Source organism: Streptomyces sp. SCSIO ZS0520, assembly GCF_025643355.1.
In the GTDB taxonomy this organism is placed as follows: domain Bacteria; phylum Actinomycetota; class Actinomycetes; order Streptomycetales; family Streptomycetaceae; genus Streptomyces; species Streptomyces physcomitrii.
The window spans coordinates 2,381,846-2,406,732 of record NZ_CP092644.1; the positions used below are offsets into that span (position 1 = coordinate 2,381,846).

General features: G+C 73.9%; 24 protein-coding genes and 1 pseudogene. 10 read left to right on the forward strand and 15 right to left on the reverse strand.

The annotated features are described in order from the left end of the window. Positions 1–115 precede the first annotated feature (115 nt). The 3 genes from MID12_RS08785 to MID12_RS08795 all read right to left on the reverse strand — a co-directional run bounded on the left by MID12_RS08785 (position 116) and on the right by MID12_RS08795 (position 2,720). Entirely contained in the window at positions 116–724 is a 609-nt protein-coding gene (locus MID12_RS08785) for a MarC family protein (protein WP_040248607.1), read from the reverse strand. A gap of 240 nt (positions 725–964) precedes the next feature. Further along, on the reverse strand, positions 965–1,831 hold the full coding sequence (locus tag MID12_RS08790; RefSeq protein WP_263165855.1) for a PHP domain-containing protein: 867 nt from the start codon (positions 1,829–1,831) through the stop codon (positions 965–967). Between the two features lie 247 nt (positions 1,832–2,078). Beyond that, entirely contained in the window at positions 2,079–2,720 is a 642-nt protein-coding gene (locus MID12_RS08795) for a DUF6758 family protein (RefSeq protein ID WP_040248612.1), read from the reverse strand. A gap of 167 nt (positions 2,721–2,887) precedes the next feature. On the opposite strand from MID12_RS08795, the gene MID12_RS08800 reads away from it, so the two are divergent. Beyond that, positions 2,888–4,138: an MFS transporter gene (locus MID12_RS08800; protein ID WP_263165857.1), complete on the forward strand. Its 1,251-nt coding sequence runs from the start codon at positions 2,888–2,890 to the stop codon at positions 4,136–4,138. Positions 4,139–4,167: 29 nt separating this feature from the next. Here the strand turns inward: MID12_RS08800 and MID12_RS08805 are convergent, their stop codons facing one another. Further along, positions 4,168–4,764, reverse strand: a complete 597-nt coding sequence (locus MID12_RS08805) for a suppressor of fused domain protein (RefSeq protein WP_040248616.1) — start codon at positions 4,762–4,764, stop codon at positions 4,168–4,170. Between the two features lie 655 nt (positions 4,765–5,419). Here MID12_RS08805 and MID12_RS08810 point away from each other — a divergent pair. Then, positions 5,420–6,535: a magnesium and cobalt transport protein CorA gene (locus MID12_RS08810; RefSeq protein WP_040248619.1), complete on the forward strand. Its 1,116-nt coding sequence runs from the start codon at positions 5,420–5,422 to the stop codon at positions 6,533–6,535. A 61-nt stretch (positions 6,536–6,596) separates the two neighbouring features. Next, on the forward strand, positions 6,597–7,118 hold the full coding sequence (locus tag MID12_RS08815; protein ID WP_040248621.1) for a hypothetical protein: 522 nt from the start codon (positions 6,597–6,599) through the stop codon (positions 7,116–7,118). A 67-nt stretch (positions 7,119–7,185) separates the two neighbouring features. Here the strand turns inward: MID12_RS08815 and MID12_RS08820 are convergent, their stop codons facing one another. Beyond that, positions 7,186–7,935, reverse strand: coding sequence for a hypothetical protein (locus tag MID12_RS08820; protein WP_040248624.1), 750 nt, complete (start codon positions 7,933–7,935; stop codon positions 7,186–7,188). 261 nt (positions 7,936–8,196) lie between these two features. Here MID12_RS08820 and MID12_RS08825 point away from each other — a divergent pair, with 261 nt between their 5' ends. The 3 genes from MID12_RS08825 to MID12_RS08835 are packed head-to-tail and all read left to right on the forward strand — an operon-like array spanning position 8,197 to position 11,267. Then, the gene (locus tag MID12_RS08825; protein ID WP_040248626.1) at positions 8,197–9,534 is read left to right on the forward strand and encodes a magnesium transporter MgtE N-terminal domain-containing protein; all 1,338 of its coding nucleotides are present in this window, start codon (positions 8,197–8,199) and stop codon (positions 9,532–9,534) included. Next, complete coding sequence (locus MID12_RS08830; RefSeq protein WP_052482204.1) at positions 9,524–10,123, forward strand: DUF1003 domain-containing protein; 600 nt, start codon at positions 9,524–9,526, stop codon at positions 10,121–10,123. Before MID12_RS08825 ends, MID12_RS08830 begins: the two co-directional genes overlap by 11 nt. A 10-nt stretch (positions 10,124–10,133) precedes the next feature. Next, positions 10,134–11,267, forward strand: a complete 1,134-nt coding sequence (locus MID12_RS08835; protein ID WP_040248629.1) for an Mrp/NBP35 family ATP-binding protein — start codon at positions 10,134–10,136, stop codon at positions 11,265–11,267. 112 nt (positions 11,268–11,379) lie between these two features. Here MID12_RS08835 and MID12_RS08840 read toward each other — a convergent pair whose 3' ends face one another. The 5 genes from MID12_RS08840 to sigE form a co-directional block, all read right to left on the reverse strand. Continuing rightward, positions 11,380–12,048: a hypothetical protein gene (locus tag MID12_RS08840; protein WP_040248630.1), complete on the reverse strand. Its 669-nt coding sequence runs from the start codon at positions 12,046–12,048 to the stop codon at positions 11,380–11,382. 230 nt (positions 12,049–12,278) lie between these two features. After that, positions 12,279–12,710: a sec-independent translocase gene (locus MID12_RS08845; RefSeq protein WP_040248633.1), complete on the reverse strand. Its 432-nt coding sequence runs from the start codon at positions 12,708–12,710 to the stop codon at positions 12,279–12,281. Between the two features lie 249 nt (positions 12,711–12,959). Further along, entirely contained in the window at positions 12,960–15,056 is a 2,097-nt protein-coding gene (locus MID12_RS08850) for a S1C family serine protease (protein ID WP_263165907.1), read from the reverse strand. Positions 15,057–15,208: 152 nt separating this feature from the next. Next, positions 15,209–16,150 carry an anti-sigma factor family protein gene (locus MID12_RS08855; RefSeq protein ID WP_263165908.1) on the reverse strand — a complete coding sequence of 314 codons (942 nt, stop codon included), beginning with the start codon at positions 16,148–16,150 and terminating at the stop codon, positions 15,209–15,211. Then, positions 16,147–16,947: an RNA polymerase sigma factor SigE gene (gene sigE / locus MID12_RS08860; RefSeq protein WP_078844834.1), complete on the reverse strand. Its 801-nt coding sequence runs from the start codon at positions 16,945–16,947 to the stop codon at positions 16,147–16,149. Before sigE ends, MID12_RS08855 begins: the two co-directional genes overlap by 4 nt. Before the next feature lie 262 nt (positions 16,948–17,209). On the opposite strand from sigE, the gene MID12_RS08865 reads away from it, so the two are divergent. Then, entirely contained in the window at positions 17,210–17,842 is a 633-nt protein-coding gene (locus MID12_RS08865; RefSeq protein ID WP_263172998.1) for an O-methyltransferase, read from the forward strand. Positions 17,843–17,954: 112 nt separating this feature from the next. Here the strand turns inward: MID12_RS08865 and MID12_RS08870 are convergent, their stop codons facing one another. Further along, positions 17,955–18,122, reverse strand: coding sequence for a DUF3117 domain-containing protein (locus MID12_RS08870; protein WP_003966491.1), 168 nt, complete (start codon positions 18,120–18,122; stop codon positions 17,955–17,957). 339 nt (positions 18,123–18,461) lie between these two features. Here MID12_RS08870 and MID12_RS08875 point away from each other — a divergent pair, with 339 nt between their 5' ends. Further along, positions 18,462–19,268: an enoyl-CoA hydratase/isomerase family protein gene (locus tag MID12_RS08875; RefSeq protein ID WP_040248650.1), complete on the forward strand. Its 807-nt coding sequence runs from the start codon at positions 18,462–18,464 to the stop codon at positions 19,266–19,268. Between the two features lie 21 nt (positions 19,269–19,289). On the opposite strand, the gene MID12_RS08880 is transcribed toward MID12_RS08875, so the two are convergent. Together MID12_RS08880 and MID12_RS08885 are read right to left on the reverse strand one after the other, a co-directional pair. Next, positions 19,290–19,877: a DNA-3-methyladenine glycosylase I gene (locus tag MID12_RS08880; protein ID WP_040248653.1), complete on the reverse strand. Its 588-nt coding sequence runs from the start codon at positions 19,875–19,877 to the stop codon at positions 19,290–19,292. Positions 19,878–20,212: 335 nt separating this feature from the next. Beyond that, positions 20,213–20,542: pseudogene (locus MID12_RS08885) on the reverse strand (DivIVA domain-containing protein); the annotation flags it as partial. Positions 20,543–20,755: 213 nt separating this feature from the next. Here MID12_RS08885 and folP point away from each other — a divergent pair. After that, complete coding sequence (folP, locus tag MID12_RS08890; protein WP_040248657.1) at positions 20,756–21,616, forward strand: dihydropteroate synthase; 861 nt, start codon at positions 20,756–20,758, stop codon at positions 21,614–21,616. Between the two features lie 100 nt (positions 21,617–21,716). On the opposite strand, the gene MID12_RS08895 is transcribed toward folP, so the two are convergent. Then, positions 21,717–22,466, reverse strand: a complete 750-nt coding sequence (locus tag MID12_RS08895; RefSeq protein WP_052482205.1) for a TIGR00730 family Rossman fold protein — start codon at positions 22,464–22,466, stop codon at positions 21,717–21,719. A 117-nt stretch (positions 22,467–22,583) separates the two neighbouring features. Next, a complete protein-coding gene (dapE, locus tag MID12_RS08900) occupies positions 22,584–23,669 on the reverse strand; it encodes a succinyl-diaminopimelate desuccinylase (RefSeq protein ID WP_263165929.1) in 1,086 nt (361 codons plus the stop codon). Between the two features lie 93 nt (positions 23,670–23,762). On the opposite strand from dapE, the gene MID12_RS08905 reads away from it, so the two are divergent. Continuing rightward, on the forward strand, positions 23,763–24,713 hold the full coding sequence (locus tag MID12_RS08905; RefSeq protein WP_263165932.1) for a heavy metal transporter: 951 nt from the start codon (positions 23,763–23,765) through the stop codon (positions 24,711–24,713). The last annotated feature ends 174 nt before the right edge of the window (positions 24,714–24,887 follow it).

Here is a 24,887-nt window from a genome sequence, read left to right on the forward strand (position 1 = left end):
CCGAGCACCTTGCTGTTGTCCGTACGCCGTCCCATGCAGCCTGATCGACAGGCAGCCGGTTCGCCGAAGCCCCCGCACGCTCCACGGAGCGGGCGGGGGCTTCGCCCGTGCGGGGTCAGGCGCCGCCCTGGACCACCTGGGTCACGCCGTTGATGATCTGCTGCACGGCGAGCGCCGAGAGCATCATCCCGGCGAGCCGGGTCACCAGGACCACGCCGCCGTCCCGGATGACCCGGATGATCAGCAGCGAGTAGCGCATCACCAGCCAGAGCACGACATGGATCAGCGCGATCGCCGCCCATACGGAGAACTGCGCGTCGAAGCCGTCCGCGTCCTGCACGGCGAGGATCACCGAGACGATCGCCCCGGGCCCGGCGAGCAGCGGCATGCCGAGCGGGACGAGCGCGACATTGACCTCCTTGGTCTGCTTCGGCTCGTCGGTCTTGCCGGTGAGCAGATCGAGGGCGATGAGCAGGAGCAGCAGTCCGCCCGCGATCATCAGGGCGGGCACCGAGACATGCAGGTAGTCGAGGATCTGGTGGCCGAGCAGCCCGAAGACGGCGATCACACCGAAGGCCACGCAGACCGCCTGGAAGGCCATCCGGCGCTGCACCTTGGCGGGCCGCCCCGCGGTCAGCGCGAGGAAGATCGGCGTGATCCCGGGCGGGTCCATGATCACGAAGAGGGTGACGAAGAGAGAGGCGAATACGGCGACATCGAACACGGGACAGCCTTGCGGGAGCGGTGGAGCGGTGGACACAGGGGGCCGGGCACGGGCGGCAGGGGCCGAGGCGTGCCGGGCAGGGCGAACCGGCCGCGGGGTGGCGGCCGGACCGTACGGGAGGCGTCCCGGCGGAGAACCGCCGGGTGGCGGGAGAACCGCCGGGTGGCAGCGGACGGGCGTCAGGGTCCCGCGGTCGACGCGGGGGCGAGGGGCTGAGCGGCCCCAAGTGCCCGCCCGGGCTCAGGAGTTCACGGTTCCGCCGGTGCCGGGGACGGGGAAGGCGCCGGTGGCGCGGCGGGTGATCTCACCGTAGACCTCGGGGTCGGTGGTGAAGTCGCCGAGGGAGCAGGTCTTGCGGCTGCCGTGGTAGTCGCTGGAGCCGGTGGCGAGCAGGCCGAGTTCGGCGGCGAGTCCGTGCAGCCGGGCGCGGGTGGCGGGCTCGTGGTCCATGTGGTCGGCCTCCAGGCCGTCGAGCCCGGCGGCGGCGAGGGCGGCGAGGGACTCCTCGGGGACGGTCCGGCCGCGCTTGACGGCGGCCGGGTGCGCGAAGACGGTCACGCCTCCGGCGGCCTTGACCAGCCGTATCGCCTCGAAGGGGTCCAGCTCGAACTTGTCCACGTAGGCGCGTCCGCCGTCGCCGAGCCACTGCGGGGAGAAGGCGTCCGAGACGGTGTCCACCACGCCGAGTTCGACCAGCGCCTCGGCGAGGTGCGGGCGGCCCACCGAGCCCCGGCCCGCGATCCGCGCGACCTGCTCCCAGGTGACCGGCACACCCAGCTCCCGGAGCTTGGCGATCATGCCCTTGGCGCGCGGCACCCGGTCGTCGCGGACGAGTTCGCGGCGGGCGAGCAGCTCCGGCTCCGCGGGGTCGAAGAGGTAGGCGAGCATGTGCAGGCCCACGCCGTCGAGGCGGCAGGAGAGTTCGGCGCCGGTGACCAGGGTGAGCCCCTCGGGCAGGGCCGCGCGCGCCTCGGCGTGGCCGCGGGTGCTGTCGTGGTCGGTCAGCGCCACCACGTCCAGACCGGCCGCGGCCGCCTTCTGTACGAGTTCGGCCGGGGTGTCCGTGCCGTCCGAGGCGGTGGAGTGGGTGTGCAGGTCGACGCGCACGACGCTCGCTCCAGCTCTGCGGGACGGAAGGGGACGCTCCAGGGTAACGGGGCAGGCACCCCCGCCAGGGCCCTGAGCGGTGTGCGCTCGCGCACTCCCCGGGCACCGCCCGGGCCGGACGCGAGGGACCGGCGCGGGCCGGATGCGGCGCGGTCCGGATGCGGCGCGGTCCGGATGCGGCGCGGTCCGGATGCGGCGCGGGCCCGATGCGGCGCGGTCCCGATGCGGCGCGGCGGGGGCCGAGGGCTCAGGGCGAGAGGATGCGCGGGGTGAGGGCGCCGCAGGGCAGCAGGTCGACCTCGGCGCCGGCCTCGCGCAGATCGGTGAGGACCAGCTCGTCGTACATCAGCAGGCCGGACTGCTCGGGCCAGACGATGGCCCAGACCCACAGGCCCATGGCCTCTCCGGCGAACACGGCCCGGTCGGGCGGGCATTCGGCGATGTGCCACAGCGGGGTGGGCCGCCCGGCGGCAAGGACCTTGGCCTGCGGGGGCTTGCCCACGTCGAGGTGGGCGCCGGGGTCGGGGCCGTCGAGTCCGGCGTAGCGGGCGCCGAGTCCGACCCCGAGTTCCTCGGCGACGAGCACGAGTTCGCCGATGCCGCCGAGCGGCCCGGGGCCCGAGCAGGCCACCGCGGTCGCCCGTCCGCCGCTGCGGTCGTCCCCCGCGTAGGCGACGCCGGTGAACAGCCAGCCCACGGGGAGCGGCCAGGGCATCCAGACCGGCACCTCGGCCCGGTGCACGACCACCCCGAGCGCCTCGACGCTGGGCGGGATCACGGGTTGCAGTGGGTGCACGGCGCCGTGCACATCACATTGCCAGGAATCGGCGAAGAGACCGGGAGCCCGTACCCGGCCACCGCACTTCGGGCAACTGGGTTCGCCCCTCATGCCACCCCACGGTCCTCCCCGGCATCCCTCGCGTCAAGGACGATCACCCGTCCGGAGGCCCGGCCGGGAAGCCCGGATTTAGATGTAGCTTGCATTTATTAGCGTCTCTAACTTAATGTGTGTATAGACCAACCATCACGTCCCGTCCGAGACGGAGGAGCAGCAACATGAGCAGCACAGGAGGTCCCGCGGAAGGGGATGCGTTCGAGGCGGGGGCGGGCGGCATCCTGCGCCAGCCGAAGGCGGTCTGGGCCACCGCGGGCGCGGCGGTCGTCGCCTTCATGGGCATCGGCCTGGTCGACCCGATCCTCCCCTCGATCGCCCAGGGGCTTGAGGCCACACCCGGCGAGGTGTCCCTCCTGTTCACCTCGTACTTCCTGATCACCGCGGTGGCCATGCTGGTGACCGGATTCGTCTCCAGCCGGATCGGCGGCAAGAAGACCCTGCTCGCGGGGCTCGCCCTGGTGGTGGTCTTCGCCGCGCTCGCCGGGACCTCCGGCAGCGTGGACCAGCTCGTCGGCTTCCGGGCCGGCTGGGGGCTCGGCAACGCCCTCTTCGTCTCGACCTCACTGGCGGTGATCGTGGGGGCCGCGGCCGGCGGCAGCGCCGCGGCGATCCTGCTCTACGAGTCGGCGCTCGGCCTCGGCATGGCCTGCGGCCCGCTGCTCGGCGCCGTGCTCGGCAACGCCAGCTGGCGCTACCCCTTCTTCGGCACCGCGGCGCTGATGGCCGTCGGCTTCCTCGCCGTCACCGCCCTGCTCAAGGAGCAGCCGAAGCCCGCGCGGAAGACCTCGCTCCTGGACCCGCTCAAGGCGCTCGGGCACGGCGGTCTCGCCTCCGCGGCGGCTTCGGCGTTCTTCTACAACTACACCTTCTTCACGGTCCTGGCCTTCACGCCCTTCGTCCTGGACATGACCCCGTACAAGTCCGGTGCGGTCTTCTTCGCCTGGGGCGTGCTGCTCGCCGTGTTCTCGGTGCTGGTCGCCCCGCGGCTGCAGCAGCGGCTGGGCTCGCTGAAGGTGCTGGCCGGTTCGCTGGTGCTGCTCGCCGCGGACGTGCTGCTCATCGGCTACGGGAACCACGCCGCCGCCATCGCCGGGACGATCGCCTCCGGCGCCTTCATCGGCGTCAACAACACCGTCTACACGGAGCTGGCCCTCGGCGTCTCCGACGCCCCGCGGCCGGTGGCCAGCGCCGGGTACAACTTCGTGCGCTGGTTCGCCGCCGCGGCGGCCCCCTACTTCGCGCCGAAGATCGAGGAGTGGAGCGACCCGCGGATGCCCTTCGTGGTCGCGGCCGTGACGGCGGTGCTCGGCGCCGCGGTGGTCGCGGTGCGCAGGAAGTCGCTCACCCACGAGGCCGAGGAGCGGGAGACCCGGCACGCCACCGAGGACGGCGTCTCGGTGTTCGCGGGCTGAGCGAGCCGCCGCCCTCGGGACCGGGCGGCTCAGTCCAGCGGTACGGACCTGCGCAGCGGATCGCGCAGGTCCGTTCCGTGCTGCAGCCAGCGCTCCTCCAGGGCGGCGGCGCCGTGCACCCGCTTGAAGGCGGCCTCGTTCGGGGTCAGCGGCAGCACCGGCAGGATCCGCACCGGCTCCATGCCCTCGGCCACCGGCTCCACGTCCTCGACGAGTCCGCCGGGCTCGCCCACCAGGACCGAGGTGAAGGGCGCCCCGGGCCACAGCTCCTCGCCCACGTCGAGGGAGGCGCCGGGGGCCACCACCAGGCCCTCCACCTGGGGCGAGGCGGCGAGCACCGCCAGCGGGCGGAGCACCTTGTCGGTGTCGGCGCGTCCGGCGCGCAGGGAGAGGACCAGCTCCGCGCGGGGGCCCGCGACCGGGTCGGCGAGCGCGGCGGAGGGGTCGGTCATGGGCTGCGCCGACATGCCCAGGGTGGCGTAGCGCACCAGGCCGCCGTCCCGCGGGTCGGTGAAGCGCAGCACCTCGATGCGGTCGGTGCCGAGGAAGGTCACCGCGGCGCGGGCGTCCGGCTCGCCGAGCGCGGTGTGCAGCCGGGCCTCGACCAGGGCAAGTACGTCAGACATGCGGTGAGCCTAGAGGGTGCGTCCGGGGCGCGGTGGAGGGCGGGCGGCGGACCGGAGCACCCGTACGGCGGCCGTCGCGCGCAAAGAGAGCGTCAAGAACCGTGCGTCCAGGGGGCGCAGACGCCCGGGGAGGCCGCCGCGGAGGCGTATGCAAAGGGCAAAGGCGGGCCTTGACACTTCCGCCGGCTGATAGTCTTGACGCGCCGTCGGGGCAGCACAGCAGAGGGCTCCCACCCACTGCCGAGCGAGCCGCGGAGTCGCCTCCGCGCGGACCCCGACCAGACTTCCCCCACGGGGGACCGGCCGGAGGAGGTGGGACTGCAGTGGATCGAAGTCGACCTGCCAGTACCAACCCGCTCTTCCCGCCGCACGGCAAGTAGCTCCCGAGAGCCACCGCCCGCGCGCCGACGCCACGGGCTCCCCCTCGCCCTTCTCCGGCGTGCGACGGAAGAGCAGTTCGTCCCGCCTGCATCACCCGCACGATCCCGTGTGCAACCAGCGCAGCCGCCACCGCGACGATGCGGTGCTCCCCGCTTTGTGGACGTAGCAAACCCTCCCCGCACGAGGGGTCGGAGATCTCCGCAGGACGTCCTCATTCCGGGTGGTTCCGCCCCTCGGGGCCCTGTCGGCGGCGCTTCAGCGAAGGAGCCTGCCCATGTCGATGATCCGTGACCTCCGCGCTGCCGTACGCCCCGCCGCCCGCAAGGACGGCACCCCGTCCGGGGGCTACGACACCACCCGCGACCCCGCCACCCCCTCGGCCGTGGTCGACTGCGCGGTCTACCGCGACGGGCGGCGCGTCACCGGCAGCGAGGGGCTCTCGCCCCATGCGGCGATGCTCCAGGTGCGCAGCGAGGGAGGCTTCGCCTGGATCGGGCTGCACGAGCCCACCGAGGCCGAATTCGCCGGTATCGCCGCCGAGTTCGGGCTGCACCCGCTCGCCGTGGAGGACGCCGTCCACGCCCACCAGCGGCCGAAGCTGGAGCGCTACGACGACACCCTGTTCACCGTCTTCAAGACCATCCACTACGTCGAGCACGCCGAACTCACCGCCTCCAGCGAGATCGTGGCCACCGGCGAGGTCATGTGCTTCACCGGACGGGACTTCTTCCTCACCGTCCGGCACGGCGGCCAGGGCTCGCTGCGCGCCCTGCGCCACCGCCTCCAGGACGACCCGGAACTGCTCGCCAAGGGACCCTCCTCGGTGCTGCACGCCATCGCCGACCACGTGGTGGACGGCTATCTGGCGGTGGCCGACGCGATGCAGGACGACATCGACGAGGTGGAGACCGAGGTCTTCTCCGCGCCCGGCAAGGGCACCTCGCGCGGTGTGGACGCCGGGCGCATCTACCAACTCAAGCGCGAGGTACTGGAGTTCAAGCGGGCCGTGGCCCCGCTCGCGCGCCCCATGCAGCTGCTGAGCGAGCGGCCGATGCGGCTGGTGGACCCGGCGATCCAGAAGTACTTCCGGGACGTCGCCGACCACCTCGCCCGCGTACAGGAGCAGGTGACCGGCTTCGACGAGCTGCTCAACTCGATCCTCCAGGCCAACCTCGCCCAGGCCTCCGTCGCGCAGAACGAGGACATGCGCAAGATCACCTCCTGGGCGGCGATCATCGCGGTGCCCACCATGGTCTGCGGGGTCTACGGCATGAACTTCGACCACATGCCGGAACTGCGCTGGCGCTACGGCTATCCGACCGTGGCCCTGGTCACGGTCGCCATCTGCTTCGCCATCCACCGCACCCTCAAGCGCAACGGCTGGCTGTGAGCCGCGGGCCCTCGGGCCGGTCCGCTGTCGGGCCCGGCGGGCGGCTCACTACCCTGTCCCCATGACACGTGAGCTGCTCGGCCGCGCCCTCGTCGAGGAGGCCACCAAGAAGTCCGGCCTGATCTGGGTACGCGGCACCGGCCCCGCCCGCGGCCTGTGGCACGTCTGGCACGAGGGCGCCGCCCTCCTGGTGGGCGACGGACCCGGCGAGCAGCCGCTGCCCGGGCTCACCGACGGCGGCACCGCCACCGTCACCGTGCGCAGCAAGGACAAGGGCGGGCGCCTGGTCGGCTGGCAGGCCCGGGTGGTGGAGCTGGCCCCGGGGAGCGAGCGGTGGGAGGCCGCGGTCGGCGAGCTGAAGGGCAAGCGGCTGAACGCGCCCGACGGCGAGGCGATGCCCGAGCGCTGGGCCCGCGAGTGCCGCGTCCTGCGCCTGGAACCGGCCGACCCCCCGGCCGAGCCGCCCCCGCTGCCCGACGGCAGCCTCGCCGCCGCTCCCCTGCCGACCACCGCGACCACCCGCCGCCCGATCCCGAAGGCTCTGCCGCGGCTGCTGCTGCGGGGGCGCAAGAAGCGCGGCTAGCGGGCGCCCAGGAGCACCGGGAACGGCTCAGCAGGACCGGCCAGCGGGCCCGACCGCCGTCCCCGGCTCAGGAGTTCGGGAGTTTCGCGCCGTAGTCCACGCGGTCGTCCTCGGGCGGCTCGGCGAGGCGGAACTCCTTGTTCCACTCGGCGAGGCGGATGGTGCCCGCGTTCCCGGCCCGCTCCAGCTCCAGCGGATAGGGCCGGCCCTCCAGGCTGACATCGAGGATGCCGCCCGCGCCGCCGTCCCCGGTGAGCTCGACGGTGCGCACCCCGGAGTTGCGGGCCCGCTCGCCCTTGTCGAGCTTGCCGTGCAGGGTGAGCACCCCGTCGAGCAGCGTCTTCTTGTCGGTGAAGCCGCTGAGCCGGTCGTAGGCGGGGTCGTCCGTCGGCACCCGTACGTACATGCCGCTGAGCTTGCGCGCCGCCGCCGAGTCGTTCTTGCCGTCGCCGCGCCAGAACTGCGCGTCCGCCTTCAGATACATCCGCTCGCCGACCCGCAGCAGCCGGAAGGTGCGGCCCTTGGTGCTCACCGCGCCGGTGCCGCCGTTGTTCTTCAGCCGCATGTCGAGCTTGTACGCGACGCCCTTGCTGACCAGCGTCCCGGAGATGTGCACCGCCCCGGCCGCGTTCGCCGCCGCCTTGTACTTGCGCTGGATCTCCGGCGCCGCCAGCTTGCCCACGCCGTTGGTCCCGGCGTCCGGGTCGTCCGCGCCGCAGGCGACGAGCGTGCCCCCGGCGACCGCGAGCCCGAGACCCGCGCACAGGGCGAGGGCCGGGGTGGCTCGGCTGCTGCGGCGCGGGGGGAAGGGGCTCACTGGTGGCGCTGCCTCTCGTCGAGCGGGACGTACGGTGGCGCGGGCAGCAGGCGGCGGCCGGAACGGAGCCGTGCCGTCCGCTGCGCGCGGCGCTACGGCAGCGTACCGGTGCGCCGCGCGGGCGGTGTCAGGAGTCCTTGTGGACCGCCCGCCAAGGCGGGTGCGACCGCCACGGACTAGCCTGAACTACGCGAACAGCCCAGCGGGCTGCGCGGACGGCACGCGAGGGCGTGCGGCGACCAGGGCGAAGGAGGCGCGGAGATGGCGGCGAGCGCGCCCAGGGTCTTCGTCTCGCATCTCGCGGGCACCGCCGTCTTCGACCCCAACGGCGACCAGGTCGGCCGGGTCCGCGACCTGGTGGCGATGCTGCGCATCCAGGGCGCCCGCACCGGCCCGGACGGCCGCGCCCTGGCCCCCGCCGGACGCCCGCCCCGGCTGCTCGGCCTGGTCGTGGAGCTGGCCACCCGGCGCCGCATCTTCCTGCCCATGACCCGGGTGACCGGCATCGAGTCCGGCCAGGTCATCACCACCGGGGTGCTCAACGTCCAGCGCTTCGAGCAGCGGCCGACCGAGCGGCTCGTCCTCGGCGAACTGCTCGACCGCCGGGTGCGCCTGGTGGAGACCGGCGAGGAGGTCACTGTCCTGGACATCTCGGTGCAGCAGCTGCCGGCCCGCCGGGACTGGGAGATCGACCGGGTCTTCGTCCGCAAGGGCAAGACCGGCGCCTTCCGGCGCAGCAAGGGCGAGGCGCTCACCGTCGAGTGGTCGGCGGTGACCGGCTTCGCCCTGGAGGAGCACGGCCAGGGCGCCGAGAGCCTGCTCGCCACCTTCGAGCAGCTGCGCCCCGCCGACCTCGCCAACGTCCTGCACCACCTCTCCCCCAAGCGCCGGGCCGAGGTCGCCGCCGCCCTCGACGACGAGCGGCTCGCGGACGTCCTGGAGGAGCTGCCCGAGGACGACCAGATCGAGATCCTCGGCAAGCTCAAGGAGGAGCGGGCCGCGGACGTCCTGGAGGCGATGGACCCCGACGACGCCGCCGACCTCCTGGGCGAGCTGCCCGAGGAGGACAAGGAGCGCCTGCTCGCCCTGATGCGGCCCGGGGAGGCAGCCGACGTCCGCCGCCTGATGGCCTACGAGGACCGGACCGCGGGCGGGCTGATGACCACCGAGCCGGTGGTGCTGCGCCCGGACGCCACGGTCGCCGACGCGCTGGCCCGGGTGCGCAACCAGGACCTGTCCCCCGCGCTCGCCGCGCAGGTCTACGTCTGCCGCCCGCCGGACGAGACGCCGACCGGCAAGTTCCTGGGCACCGTGCACTTCCAGCGGCTCCTGCGCGACCCCCCGTACACGCTGGTCAGCTCGCTGATCGACGAGGACCTGCTCTCGCTCTCGCCGGAGACGCCGCTGCCCGCGGTCGCCGGCTTCTTCGCCACCTACGACATGGTGGCCGCCCCGGTGGTCGACGAGAGCGGCTCGCTGCTCGGCACGGTCACGGTGGACGACGTACTGGACCATCTGCTGCCCGGGGACTGGCGCGAGTCGGACTTCGTGACGGAGGAGCCGCTCGGGGAGCTGGACGGGGTGCGCGGTGGTCGCTGAACAGCGCGAGGTGCGGACGGAGAGTGCCCGCGGGCGCATCCGCCTGGACCAGCCGCGGGCCCCGCGCCGCAGGCTGCTGCCGGACTACGACCCGGAGGCCTTCGGGCGGCTCTCCGAGCGCATCGCGCGCTTCCTGGGCACCGGCCGCTTCATCGTCTGGATGACCTTCGTCATCATCGCCTGGGTGGTGTGGAACGTCTCGGCGCCGGAGCGGCTGCGCTTCGACCAGTACCCGTTCATCTTCCTGACCCTGATGCTCTCCCTCCAGGCCTCCTACGCGGCCCCGCTGATCCTGCTCGCGCAGAACCGGCAGGACGACCGGGACCGGGTCAACCTGGAGCAGGACCGCAAGCAGAACGAACGCTCCATCGCGGACACCGAGTACCTCAGCCGGGAGGTGGCGGCGCTGCGGATGGGGCTCGGCGAGGTCGCCACCCGGGACTGGATCCGCAGCGAGCTGGAGGACCTGGTCAAGCAGCTGGCGCGGGAGCTGGACGAGCAGCGTGCCGTATTCCCTGCGGAGGGTGAGGGCGGACGTGATGTAGACGACCGCGCAGGGCCTTTCCGGGGGAGCCGCGAAGGCCCGTAAACTCGGGTTCATGGCTACGGAAGACGCGGTGCGTGAAGCACTGGCGACAGTGAACGACCCGGAGATCCAGCGGCCCATCACCGAGCTGGGGATGGTCAAGTCGGTGGAGATCGGCGCGGACGGCGCTGTCGCGGTCGCCGTGTATCTGACGGTCTCGGGCTGCCCGATGCGCGAGACCATCATCAAGAACGTCACCGACGCGGTCTCCGCGGTCGAGGGCGTCAGCCGGGTCGATGTCTCGCTGGACGTGATGAGCGACGAGCAGCGCAAGGAGCTGGCCTCCGCGCTGCGCGGCGGCCAGACCGAGCGGGAGGTGCCCTTCGCCAAGCCCGGCTCCCTGACCCGGGTCTACGCCGTGGCATCCGGCAAGGGCGGCGTCGGCAAGTCCTCGGTGACGGTGAACCTCGCCGCGGCGATGGCCGCGGACGGGCTGAAGGTCGGCGTGGTCGACGCCGACATCTACGGGCACAGCGTGCCGCGCATGCTCGGCGCGGACGGCCGCCCCACCCAGGTCGAGAACATGATCATGCCGCCCTCGGCGAACGGCGTGAAGGTCATCTCGATCGGCATGTTCACCCCGGGCAACGCCCCCGTCGTCTGGCGCGGCCCGATGCTGCACCGCGCCCTCCAGCAGTTCCTCGCGGACGTCTTCTGGGGCGACCTCGACGTCCTCCTGCTCGACCTGCCGCCCGGCACCGGCGACATCGCCATCTCGGTCGCCCAGCTGGTCCCGAACGCCGAGATCCTGGTGGTCACCACCCCGCAGCAGGCCGCGGCCGAGGTCGCGGAGCGGGCCGGGGCGATCGCGGTGCAGACCCACCAGAAGATCGCCGGCGTGGTCGAGAACATGTCCGGGCTGCCCTGTCCGCACTGCGACGAGATGGTCGACATCTTCGGCACCGGCGGCGGCCAGCTGGTCGCGGACGGCCTCACCAGGACCACCGGCGCCACCGTGCCGGTCCTCGGCTCGATCCCGATCGACGTCCGCCTGCGCGAGGGCGGCGACAACGGCAAGCCGGTCGTGCTGAGCGACCCGGACTCCCCGGCGGGCGCGGCCCTGCGCGGCATCGCGGGCAAGCTCGGCGGCCGCCAGCGCGGCCTGTCGGGCATGTCGCTGGGGCTCACCCCGCGCAACAAGTTCTGACTCCGGCGCACTTCCTGCGCACTTCCGGTGCGCATCTGACGAAGGGGCGGCTCCCAGGGGCCGCCCCTTCGGCGTGCGCGGGGCCGGGTCCCGCGCACCCGGCCGAGCGGACTCAGTCCTCCGCGTACTCCGTCAGGTCCTTGATCACGCAGAAGCCGAGGCCGTAGGCGCTCAGCCCGCGGCCGTAGGCACCGAGGTGGGTGCCGGTGGGCGTGGAGCCCGCGAGGATCCAGCCGTACTCCGTCTCGCGGTAGTGGAAGGGGGAGGGGACGCCGTCCACCGGCAGCGAGAGCTCGGACCAGTCCGGGCCCGCCAGGTCGTCGGCGAGGGTCCAGGCGGTCTCGGCCTGCTGGTCCAGCCAGTCGTCGCGCAGGCTGTGGTCCATCCGCTCCGGCCAGGTCACGCCGAGCAGACCGACCCCGGCCAGCCAGGCGGCCGAGGAGACCGAGGTGGCCTCCAGGGTGCCGGTGCCGTCCGGGCTCTTGCGTACGGGGCTGGCGCCGACCGTGACGACCACCGCGAACCGCTCCCGCTCCCCGCCCCCGCGGCCCTCGGCACGCACCCAGGAGGGGTCGCCGTGCCCGGTGGACCCGTGCTCGACGCTGCCGTCCGCGGCGGTGCCGACCTGCATCAGGCGCCGCGGCCCCGTGAACGCCTCGTCGAGGCCGTACCAGGGGAACGGCGCGAGAAGGTAGCTGTCGAGGGTCCGCAGGGCAGCGGGATTGCGTCTGCCGCCCTCGGGGGCCTCGGCCCGCGTGCTCACCTGCTTCGTGGACTCCATGCCCGGACGCCTCCTCGCTTCTCGTGGCCGTGCACCGGGCCCGCCCCCCTCGGGCGTTCTGAGCGTCCGGTCCACGCACAACTAGGCAGGATAGCCACACGGCATCCGGGAGCCGGGAAATCGCCCCCGCTGTGGGCCGCCCGGGCTACGCGGCCGCACGGACGGCCGCCGGGCACCCGGAGTGGCCGCGCAGCAGGTCAGCGCGGGAATCCGGTCGCCGGGCGGCGGGCTCAGGTGGCGTCGGTGTCGAAGGGCGGGCGGTCGTCGGATCCGGACGCCTCGTCCTTCTTCGTCATGTCGATCCGGCCACCGGAGCCCTTGGGACCCGGGGATTCACCGCCCGGGCTGTTCACCGAGTCGGCGACCTCGGCCATCTCCTTCTTCAGGTCGAAGCCGTTGCGGATCTCCTTGAGCCCCAGCTCATCGCTGTCCAGCTGCTTGCGCAGGAAGGTCTTGGGGTTCAGGTCCTCGAACTCGAAGTCCTTGAAATCCGGCCCGAGTTCGGTGCGGATGTCGTTCTTGGCGCTGTCCGAGAACTCGCGCACCTTGCGTATGAAACGCGACACATCCTGGATCAGCTTGGGCAGCTTGTCCGGACCGAACACGAGCACGGCGAGGACCACGAGCGTGACCAGCTCCAGAGGTCCCAGATCATTGAACATCCTGCGCTCCTTGCGATGCCCTTCGCCCGCCGCTGCCTTCCGTGGTCCGGGCCCGCTCCACGGTACCCGGCCGCCCGGTCAGTTCGGTACTGCCCGAGGCGCCCAGTTCGGTACGGTCCCGACTCCCCCGCGGCCGCGGGCCGGTCCCCGGGGCCGCCGCGGGCCGCCGCCCGGACCTTCGCACCCGGCCGCCGCCCGGCCCGCGCGCGGCGGCTGCCGCACCGGGCGGGCGCGCGCCGCCGGGGGCGCTCACTCGCCGCCCGCGGAGCCGAGCACGAGCGAGACCTCGCGCTCCTTGCCGTCCCGCTCGACCGTCAACTTCAGGCGGTCGCCCGGCCGGTGGGCGCGCACCTTCACGATGAGCGCCTCCCCGGAGTCGACCGACTGCCCGTCCACCGCGGTGATCAGGTCCCCGGAGCGGATGCCCGCCTTGTCGCCTGGCCCGCCGCGGGTGACCGCCGGTCCGCCCTCGGCTCCCTTGGCCGCGACCCGGGCGCCGTCGCCCGCGTACTCCATGTCGAGGGTGACCCCGATCACCGGGTGGGTGGCCTTGCCGGTGTTGATGAGTTCCTCGGCGACCCGCTTGCCCTGGTTGACCGGGATGGCGAAGCCGAGCCCGATCGAGCCGGACTGGCCCTCCCCGCCGGGGCCGCTGCCGCCGTCCGCGGACCGGATCGCGCTGTTGATGCCGATCACCCGGCCCCCGGAGTCGACCAGCGGCCCGCCGGAGTTGCCGGGGTTGATGGGGGCGTCGGTCTGCAGGGCGTCCACATAGCTGACGTCGGTGCCGTCGCCCTTCTCGCCGCCCGCCGTGATGGGCCGCTCCTTGGCGCTGATGATGCCGGAGGTGACCGTGTTGGCCAGGTCGAAGGGGGCGCCGATGGCCACCACCGGATCGCCGACCTGCACCCCGTCGGAGTTGCCGAGCGGCAGCGGCTTCAGCCCGCGGACGCCGCTGACCTTCACCACCGCGAGGTCGTAGCCGCTGTCCCGGCCGACGACCTTGGCCCGGGCCGACTGCCCGCCGCTGAAGGTCACCGTGATCTCGCCGCCCGAACCGGCGGGCTCCACCACGTGGTTGTTGGTCAGGATGTGGCCGCGGCCGTCGAGCACGAAGCCGGTGCCGGTACCGGAGGCGTCGGAGCCGCTCACGTGCAGGGTGACGACCCCGGGCAGCGCCTTCGCCGCGATGCCCGCCACCGAACCCGGCGACCTGTCCTTCGGCCCCTCCCCGGACTGGCTCAGCTCCACGCCGCCGCCGACCCCGCCGTTGCGCTCCAGATACGTGCCCATCGCCCCGCCGACCCCGCCGGACACCAGCGCGATCACCACCGCGCCGAGCACAAGCCCGCGCCGCCTGCGCTTCCTGCGCCCCTCGGCGGTCTCGGCGGCGGCCCCGGTCTGCTGCAGCGGCGCGGCCCAGGGGTCGTACTGCTGCCAGTGCCCACCGGGCTGCTGCGACTGACCGGCGGGCCCGGCGTACGGGGCGGAACCGGTGTGCGGGGCGGCCTGCTGAGGGTGCGCGGACGTCTGGTGAGGGTGCGCGCCCGCCGGGTGGGGATGCGCCGGGGGCATCTGCTGGGTCGGCTCCGCGAGGGGGGCCGGGGTGCCGTACGGAGGTGGAGTGCCCTGGGCCGGGACGCCGTGGGCCGGGGTGCCCTGCGCAGGAATGCCGTGAGCCGGAGTCCCCTGCGCCGGGACACCGTGAGCCGGAGTCCCCTGCGCCGGGACACCGTGGGCCGGAGTCCCCTGCGCCGGGATGCCGTGGGCCGGAGTCCCCTGGGCTCCCGGGGGTATCGGGGTGCCGTGGCCCGGAGTCGCGCCGGGAGGCGGGGTGGCTCCGGGCGGAGGGGTGCCGTGGCGCGCCGTCGCGCCCGGCAGGGGGGTGCCGAGGCCGTCGGTGCGGTGGCCCGGCTGCTCGGGGAGCACCGTGCCGTGGGCCGGGGTGGCCCGGGGGTGCTGGACCGGGGGCGCGGGGGCCCAGGGGCCGGGCTCGCCGTAGGGCGGGGTGCTGTACGGGTCGGGGTCGTGCAGGGGGCGGGGGCGGTCGGCGGGGACCGCGTCCCGGGGTTCCTCGGCGGCGGGGGCCCGTACCGCACCGGTGCCGGAGTCCCCGGCGGCGGGGGGCGTGGTTCCGGGGGTCGCGGTGCCGGGGTCCGGGTGCGCGGCGGCCGGGCCCGTGGAGCCCCTGGCCGCGGTGTCCCGGCTGGTGGAGTCCCCGTCCGTGGGGCCCGTCGCGGCGGTGCCGGTCCCCGCCGGGTCACTCGCCGTGGAGTCCGTACCCGGGGCCGTGACCGGCCCGGGACGGCTCCACCATGCCGCCTTGGTCGGCCTCTGCTCGTCCATCGTCTCCCCAACAGCCGACTCGGGCCCGGCCCGCGGACGACCGCGGCGCCCGCCGCACCTATGCCTTACCGATGCCGCGCTCCGGCTGCTTCCCGGGCGCGACCCGCCCGGGAATTCAACCAGGTTCGCCCGCTGCCGTGCAGGGGCCCCGGTCAGCGCAGCGGCGAGGAGGCGGACGAGGGCGAGGGCTCCGTCATCGCCGTGGCCGATTCGCTGGGGGCCGCGAGCAGCGGGGCCAGCAGGGCGGCCCGGGGCGCGTTGGCGGACCGCAGGAAGGGATGCGGGTCCGCGGTGATCCCGGCCAGGAGCGGGGAGAGCGGGCGCCGGCTCGCCGCGGCCGCGGGCTCCGGGGCCGGTGGGCGCATCCCGGCGGCCAGCAGCGGGGTGAGCGCCTGACCGGCGCCGAGGACCTCGGCGGGCGCGGGCGCCGTGTGCCCGTTCTGGTACTCCTGGCGATGTCCGCGGCCCTCCTGCGCGACCAGCTCGGCGGCGCGCCTGCGGCTGGTGTCGGCGCTCGCCCCGGCCGCGGTGCCCTGGGTGCGCTGCGGGGTCGCATTGCTGCCGGAGCCGCGGACCTCGCCGCCGCCGGCGCCGCCGGTGCCCGCGGAGCTGGCGGAGACACCGCCGAGGGCGATGGCGGCCAGCGAGACCGCCCCGGCCGCGGCGAAGGCGAACCGGCGCCCGCGACCGCCGACAGGCGCCGCGCGCTCGGCCTCGGCGCGGCCCATGGGGTGGATGCGGAAGCCGCGGTCGGCGGGCGGCAGGACACCGTGGCCCTGGGTGGGCGCGTAGGCGAAGGGCTCCGGGTGCAGGGGGAAGACCCCGCCGCCGAAGCCGTCACGGGGGGTGTCGTCGCCGCCCGCGGGCAGGCCCTGCAGTCTGGCGAGGAAGCTCTCGGTGGGCGGGGGCGGGGCGGCCTGGGCGAAGGCCTTCTTCAGGCTCCGCTGGGCGTCCGCCTCCGCCTTGCATTTGGTACAGGTCGCCAGGTGCGCCAGCACGCGCTCGCGGGCGTCATGGTCCAACTCGCCGTCGATCAGGGCGGCGAGCCGGTCTCCGAGGTGCTGCTCGGCCGGGGTGGGACGTGATCCACTCACGCGGGCGTGCCCCCTCCTCCCAGCGCGGGCACCGGGCTCGGTGCCACCGCGCGACGCTCCGCGCGCGCCTCGGGAGAGCGGTGCTGGAGCGCCTTGCGCAGCTGCGAACGGCCGCGGTGGATACGGCTGCGCACGGTGCCGAGCTTCACGCCGAGGGTGGCCGCGATCTCCTCGTACGACAGGCCCTCGATGTCGCACAGCACCACGGCCGCGCGGAACTCCGGGGCGAGGGTGTCGAGCGCCTGCTGGACGTCGGCGTCGAAGTGGGTGTCGTTGAAGACCTGCTGCGGGGAGGGCTCGCGGCTGGGCAGGCGCTCCGCGGCCTCGTCGCCGAGGGCGTCGAAGCGGATGCGCTGCTTGCGCCGGACCATGTCCAGGAAGAGGTTGGTGGTGATGCGGTGCAACCAGCCCTCGAAGGTGCCCGGGGTGTACGTCGACAGGGAGCGGAAGACCCGGACGAAGACCTCCTGGGTGAGGTCCTCGGCGTCGTGCTGGTTGCCGGTGAGGCGGTAGGCGAGACGGTAGACGCGGCCGCTGTGCGTGCTGACGATCTCCTCCCAGCTGGGCGGAGTCCACGTCTCGGCGTCGGCGGAGAAACCCGCGGTCTGGGCGGTGTCGGTGGTCTGGGCACCCCCCGTGCGCGAGAGGCCGTGCGAGATGGATCGGTCAGCGGTGTCGGTCACAGATCTCGGCTCTCCCGCGGATCCGAGCAAGCGCCTCAGCACTCCCCTTCGATCCCCGGGCTCAGCCGCACCTCCCCTGTCGGCTCTGGTGGTGTCCAGCGGAGCCCCTACCATAGCCACCTCGCCCGTTAGCTCCGGGTAAGTGTCCTTACGCGGATTGCGGTCCCGGCGCGGTGCCAGGATCCGCACGTGTTGTCCGGCCTGATGCATCTGTCCCCCGGCCACTCGGCGACTTCTTTCCCCTCTCCCTCCAAACGCCCGGTCCCATCTGCGGGTTCCCGCCTCCAACGGATACAGTCACGCGCAGGCACGTACCCAGCAATCACCCGCGAACGCACCGCGACCGAGCTGCGGCCAACAGGGACAGGAGAGGGCCATTACCGGCAACCGGCAGACGAGCTGGGCCTTCGCCGACGCCTTCTCGGCCGAGGAGGACGCGCTCCGCTGGGCCCGCGACCGGGCGCGGGAGGCCGGGCTGCGCCCGGTGTCCCCGGGCACCGGCGCCGCGCTGCGGATGCTGGCCGCCACCGCGGCGGCCAAGGCCGTCGTCGAGATCGGCACCGGTACCGGCGTCTCCGGGATCCATCTGCTGCACGGCATGCGCCCCGACGGGGTGCTCACCACCGTGGACACCGAGCCCGAGCGGCAGCAGTTCGCGCGGCAGGCCTTCCGGGCGGCGGGCTTCGCCAGCAACCGGGCCCGGATGATCCCCGGCCGGGCCCTGGACGTACTGCCCCGGCTCACCGACAGCGGGTACGACCTGGTCTTCTGCGATGCCGACCGGACCGAGTACCTCGACTGCCTGGACGAATCGTTGCGCCTGCTGCGGCCCGGTGGACTGGTCTGCTTCGAGGGCGTCTTCGCCGACGGCCGCACCGTGGGCTCGGGCCCCCAGCCCGCCGAGGTGCTCCGCATCCGCGAACTCGCCCGCACCGTACGGGAGAGCCAGGACCTCGTCCCCGCGCTGCTGCCGGTGGGCGACGGCCTGCTCTGCGCGGTCCGGCGCTGAGCCCTCGCCCCAGCGCGCGCCACCGGATTCCGCTTGCGGCGTTCGGAGGGGGCAGAGCGCTGCCCCCGGCGCCTGCGGGCGGCCGGGGGCAGTCAGTCAGGGGGCTCTCGCGTCAGCCGACGACCTTCTTCAGGGCGTCGCCCAGTGCGTCGGCCTCGTCCGGGGTCAGCTCGACGACGAGCCGGCCGCCGCCTTCGAGCGGAACGCGCATGACGATGCCCCGCCCCTCCTTGGTCACCTCGAGCGGGCCGTCACCCGTCCGCGGCTTCATGGCCGCCATGCTCGTTCCCCTTCCTGAAACCAGCTCATCGTCAGCCGAGGGCCCCGTGGAGAGGCGCGCTTCTCCGGCGTCGAACACATTGCTTCCCAGCCATTATCCCGCATGCCAGGACCCGATGACCAACATCGGTCGGCATCGCTTGTGCAACGCGCGCGAGCAAAACCACTCAATTCGCCGAGGGAACTGCCATACTCCGGGCCCCCGCACCCGGCGGCGCCCTCCCCCGCGGGCGGAATTCTTTGACACAGGTCACATGTCGGGCCGCATCCGGGCGTCGGCGATCTCCGACATGCTGTCCGTGGACAGAGACCGAACCGCACTCCGGAGGGGATCCCCACCATGGCCGACACCGTGCTCTACGAGGTGAGCGACGGGCTCGCGACGATCACGCTGAACCGCCCCGAGGCGATGAACGCGCTGAACACCGAGCTGAAGGTCGCCCTCCGGGAGGCGGCGCGGGAGGCGGCCGGCGACACCGCGGTGCGCGCCGTGCTCCTGACCGCGGCGGGCGACCGCGCCTTCTGCGTGGGCCAGGACCTCAAGGAGCATGTGGGCACCCTCTTCGAGGCGCGCGAGTCGGGGGCGGTCGACGGGGTCATGTCGACCGTCAAGGAGCACTACAACCCGATCACCCGGGCGCTTGCCGGGATGCCCAAGCCGCTGGTGGCCGCCGTCAACGGGGTGGCCGCGGGCGCCGGTTTCGGCTTCGCGCTCGCCGCCGACTACCGGATCGTCGCGGACAGCGCGAAGTTCAACACCTCCTTCGCGGGCGTCGCCCTGACCGCCGACTCGGGCCTGTCCTGGACCCTGCCCCGCCTGATCGGCCAGAGCCGCGCCTCGGACCTGCTGCTCTTCCCGCGCAACATCGGCGCCCAGGAGGCGTACGAGCTGGGCATCGCGAACCGGGTCGTCCCGGCCGCCGACCTCGCCGAGGAGGCCCTGACCCTCGCCCGCACCCTGGCCGAGGGCCCGACCGTCGCCTACGCCGCGCTCAAGGAGTCCGTCGCCTACGCCGCCTCGCACACCCTGGAGGAGGCGCTGGAGAAGGAGGACGAGCTGCAGACCCGGGCCGGGTCCTCCGAGGACCACACCATCGCGGTGCAGTCCTTCCTCAACAAGGAGAAGCCCCGCTACCTCGGGCGGTAGGTCCGGTCCGGGGCGCGGGTGTCAGGAACCGGCGGCGCCCCGGGCCACGCAGTCGGCGAGGTGGTCGTCGACGAGGCCGCAGGCCTGCATCAGGGCGTAGGCGGTGGTCGGTCCGACGAAGCGCAGCCCGCGCTTCTTCAGGGCCTTGGACAGGGCCGTCGACTCCTCGGTGATCGCGGGGACCTCGCCGAGGGTGCGCGGGGCGGGCCTCGGGCCGCCGGGGGCGTGCGACCAGATCAGCGCGTCCAGCTCGCCCGCGGGCCAGTCGGCGAGCACCCGGGCGTTGGCGAGGGTGGCGTCGATCTTGGCGCGGTTGCGGATGATGCCGGGGTCGGCGAGCAGCCGCTCCCGGTCGGCCCCGGTGAACTCCGCGACCGCGGCGATCTTGAACTCCGCGAAGGCGGCCCGGAATCCGGGTCGGCGGCGCAGGATGGTGATCCAGGACAGGCCCGACTGGAAGGCCTCCAGGCAGAGGCGTTCGTAGAGGGCGTCGTCCCCGTGGACCGGGCGCCCCCACTCCTCGTCGTGGTAGGCCACGTACTCCTCGGCCGAGAGCGCCCACGGGCAGCGCAGCCCGCCGTCCGCACCGGCCACCGCCGCACCGCTCATCGCGCGGCACCTCGCTCGTCCGTACCGGTTCCGTCCTGTCCGTCGCCCAAGGGGCCGCTCTGCTCTTCCCCGCCGGGGCCGCGCTCCTCCGCGGCGTAGGGGCCGCCCTGGTCCTCACCGAGGGGGCCGCCCTGGTCCTGCGGGAGAGCCCCGTGGCGGTCGGCCCAGGTGGGGACGGGGGCGGGCGGTGCCGCGTGGGCGCCGTGCGGCGGGGTGCCCGGGCCGAAGGGGTCCTCGTCCGGGAGCCGGCGGGCGAACGGGCGGGTGTCGCCCGGCACCTCGCGGTACGCGCCGCCCGCCGCCCCGGGGCCCGGGTGCTCCGGGGCGGGGGCGGGGGGCTCCGGGAGGTGCGGGCGGCCGTTCTCGCGTATGCCCGCGAGGGCGGATTCGAGGCGGGCGATCCGCCCGTCCCGCTCGGCGATCTCGGCGCCGAGGCGGTTCAGGGCGCGGTCCACCTCGGCCATGCGGTAGCCGCGGACCACGATCGGGAAGCGCAGGGCCTCGACATCGCCCGCGACCACCCGGCGGTGCCCGGGCAGCGGGTGGGTGAGGGCGTCGGGGGCGGCCTCGGGCAGCGGGCCGTCCTCGCCGCGGCCCACCACGGCGAGCGTCACCGCGGCGACCACCACGACGAGCGCCGCGACGAGGAAGAGGAACATGACCATTGCTGAGGGCCCCCACGTTCGACTGACCGGGCGTGCGTCACCGGTCGTCCCGCCCACCGCGGGCGGGGAAACCGGCAGGCTCCGATCGTGCCATGCGGCACCGACAGCTAAGGTCGCAGGCGGTCGATCGGCGGCGAACGGCACCCGGCGACGCGGGCCCGGCCCGGCAGGCGAGGCCGAGCGGGCCGATCAAGGACGAGGAGTGCACAGGGGATGCTCAGGCTGGGCAGGCGCGAGTTCGGCAGGCACGAGCCGGTGATCATGGCGATCGTCAACCGGACCCCGGACTCCTTCTACGACCAGGGCGCCACCTTCCAGGACGAGGCGGCCCTCGACCGGGTCGGGCAGGCGGTGGCCGAGGGCGCCGCGATCATCGACATCGGCGGGGTGAAGGCGGGCCCCGGCGAGGAGGTGAGCGCCGAGGAGGAGGCCCGCCGCACGGTCGGCTTCGTGGCGGAGGTCCGCAGGCGCCACCCCGAGGTGGTGATCAGCGTCGACACCTGGCGGCACGAGGTGGGCGAGGCGGTCTGCGAGGCGGGCGCCGACCTGCTCAACGACGCCTGGGGCGGCGTCGACCCGAAGCTCGCCGAGGTCGCGGCGCGGCACGGGGTGGGCCTGGTCTGCACCCACGCGGGCGGCGCCGAGCCGCGCACCCGGCCGCACCGGATCGGCTACCAGGACGTGATGGCGGACATCCTGCGGGTCACCGTGGGGCTCGCCGAGCGCGCCGTGGCCCTCGGCGTACCGCGCGAGTCGGTACTGATCGACCCGGGCCACGACTTCGGCAAGAACACCCGGCACAGCCTGGAGGCCACCCGCCGCCTCGGCGAGATGACCGCGACCGGCTGGCCCGTCCTGGTCTCGCTGTCCAACAAGGACTTCGTCGGCGAGACCCTGGACCGCCCGGTCAAGGAGCGGCTGATCGGCACCCTGGCGACCACCGCCGTCTCCGCCTGGCTCGGCGCGCAGGTCTACCGGGTGCACGAGGTCGCCGAGACCCGCCAGGTCCTCGACATGGTGGCCTCCCTCGCGGGGCACCGGCCGCCCGCGGTGGCCCGCCGGGGCCTGGCCTGAGGCACCGGACAGACCAGGGGGCGCGTACGTCCTGACGTACGCGCCCCTTTGCTTCCGTCCGCCCCCGGGAGGGCGGCGGCGCTCTTCCGGAAGGCAGTGCCTACAGCCCGGTCTCCTTGGTGACCAGGGCGACCGCCTCGTCGACGTCGTCCGTGACGTGGAAGAGCAGCAGATCGCGCTCGGCCGCCTTGCCCTGGGCGATCACGGTGTCCCGGAGCCAGTCGATCAGACCGCCCCAGTACGCCGTGCCGAAGAGGACGATCGGGAACTGGGTGACCTTGCGGGTCTGCACCAGGGTGAGCGCCTCGAAGAACTCGTCGAGGGTGCCCAGCCCGCCGGGCAGCACCACGAAGCCCTGGGCGTACTTCACGAACATCGTCTTGCGGACGAAGAAGTAGCGGAAGTTGACGCCGATGTCGACGTGCGGGTTGAGGCCCTGCTCGAAGGGCAGCTCGATGCCGAGGCCGACCGAGACCCCGCCCGCCTCCCGGGCGCCCTTGTTCGCCGCCTCCATGGCGCCGGGGCCGCCCCCGGTGATCACCGCGAACCCGGCCTGCACCAGCGCCTTGCCGAGCTGCACCCCCGCCTCGTAGTCGGGGCTGTCCACCGGCGTCCGGGCGGAGCCGAACACGCTGATGGCGCTGGGCAGTTCGGCGAGCGCGCCGAAGCCGTCGACGAACTCCGACTGGATCCGCAGCACCCGCCAGGGGTCGGTGTGCACCCAGTCCGAGTCGCCGGTGGTGTCGAGCAGGCGCTGATCCGTGGTGCCCGGCTGGATCTGCTGACGGCGCCGCACCACCGGCCCGAGCCGCCGCTCCTCGGGCGGTCCCTGTGGTTCACGACTCTCCATGAAGATCCCCTTCCGCTGGCCCTTGCCCCTTCAGCCTAGGACGGCCGGGGTTGCGGCACGGGTAACACGGCATGACAGCGGTGGTCGGCCCTGCTCATCCGCCCGCTCACGCCCTGGTCAGGAGGTCAGCCAGGCGCGCAGTTTCTCCTCGCCCGCGAGGATCTTCGCCGTCTCGACGCGTTCGTCCCGCTTGTGCGCCAGATGCGGGTTGCCCGGGCCGAAGTTGACCGCGGGCACGCCGAGCGCGCTGAACCGGGAGACGTCCGTCCAGCCGTACTTGGGCTGCGGGGTCCCGCCGACCGCCTCGGTGAAGGCGGCCGCCGCCGGGTGGGAGAGCCCGGGCAGCGCGGCCCCGCTGTGGTCGGTCACCACGAAGTCGGTCACCCCGCAGTCCGCGAAGACCTCCCGTACGTGGGCGAGCGCCTCGGCCTCGGTGCGGTCGGGCGCGTAGCGGAAGTTGACGGTGACCGTGCAGGCGTCCGGGATGACGTTGCCCGCCACGCCGCCCGAGATGCCGACCGCGTTGAGGCCCTCGCGGTATTCGAGGCCGTCGATCAGGGGGTAGCGGGGCTGGTAGGCGGCGAGCCGCGCCAGGATCGGGGCGGCGGCGTGGATGGCGTTGGAGCCCATCCAGCTGCGGGCGGAGTGGGCGCGTTCACCGCTGGTGTGCAGCTGGACGCGCAGGGTGCCCTGGCAGCCGCCCTCGACCTGCCCGTCGGAGGGTTCCAGGAGCACCGCGAAGTCGCCGGCCAGCCAGTCGGGGTGCGCCTCGGCGACGTGCCCGAGCCCGTTGAGGTGGGCCTCGACCTCCTCGTTGTCGTAGAAGACGAAGGTCAGGTCGCGGTTGGGTTCGGGCACGGTGGCGGCGATCCGCAGCTGGACGGCGACCCCGGACTTCATATCGCAGGTGCCGCAGCCCCACAGGACGCCGTCCTCGTCGAGGCGGGAGGGGACGTTCTCCGCGATCGGCACGGTGTCGACATGGCCCGCGAGGAGGACCCGCTCGGGGCGGCCGAGGAAGGTGCGCGCGACGACGTTGTTGCCGTACCGGTCCACCCGCAGGTGCGGCAGCGTGCGCAGGGCCGCCTCCACCGCGTCGGCGAGCGGTTTCTCCGAGCCGCTCTCGGAGGGGAAGTCGACGAGCTGCGCGGTGAGCCGCGCGGCGTCGAGACGGAGATCGAGTACGTGTGCTTCCTGGGCCATGCGACCGACCCTAGACCAGCCCCCGAGCTGGGCCGCTGCGGCCTCGGGTCCGGACGGAGGGGTGCTGTCGGTGCCCTGAAGTACCTTGGTCGGGTGCCCGAGAAGACCGCTCGCCCCTCCCGCGGCCGGCTGCTGCGCGCCGGTGCGGCCGTGGCGCTGCTGCTCGCCCTCGCGGGTTACTTCGCGGCGCAGTATCTGACCGGCGGCCGGACCGCCCCCCGCTGCCGGGTGGCCTCGGCGGACGGCTCGGGGTACGAGTTCACCGCCGAGCAGGCCACCAACGCCGCGACCGTCTCCGCGGTGGGCGGCGCCCGCGGGATGCCGGAGCGGGCGGTGACCATCGCGCTCGCCACCGCCCTCCAGGAGTCCGGGCTGCGCAACCTCACCTACGGCGACCGGGATTCGCTGGGCCTCTTCCAGCAGCGCCCCTCGCAGGGCTGGGGCTCCAAGAAGCAGGTCATGGACCCGGTGTACGCGGCCGGGAAGTTCTACCAGCACCTCGCCGAGGTGCCGGACTACGCCGCGCTGCCGCTCACCGTCGCCGCGCAGCGCGTCCAGCGCAGCGGCTTCCCCCAGGCGTACGCGAAGCACGAACCGGACGCCGCCCTGCTCGCCGCGGCGCTGACCGGCCGCGCCGCCGGGACCCTCAGCTGCGAGGGCAGGCCCGGCCCCGAGCCCGGGGACCCGGCGAAGGTACGGGCCGCCCTGGAACGCGACTTCGGGCCCGGCGTGCTCTCCGCGGCGGGGGCCGAGGCCTCCGGCTCCCGGGGCGGCGAGGCCCCGCGCACGGTGGCCGTCCCGGTGCCCGGCACCGGCGCCGAGTCCCGGGCGGTCGCGGCGGACCGGCGCGGCTGGGCCCTGGCGCACTGGGCGGTGGCCAACTCCTCCGCCCTGCACATCGACAAGGTGACGTACGCGGGCCGCGAGTGGACCGCCTCGGACGAGGGCCGCAGCCCCTGGCGCAAGGCCGCGGGCGCGGGCGGCCCCGAGGCGGCCAACGGCCGGGAGGGCGCGGACGAGGTGCTGATAGGGGTCACGGAGTAGGCCGGGGAGGAACGCGCAGGAGTCCGGTAGGCATCTCCACCGGGCGTACGCGCGGGAGTCCGGTAAGCGCCTCCACCGGGCGTACGCGCGGGAGTCGGGGTCCGCCCCTCAGTTCAGCAGGCGCCTTCACCGGTCCTCCGGGCGGGAGTTCGCGCCCGCGCCGACCTCCGGCCG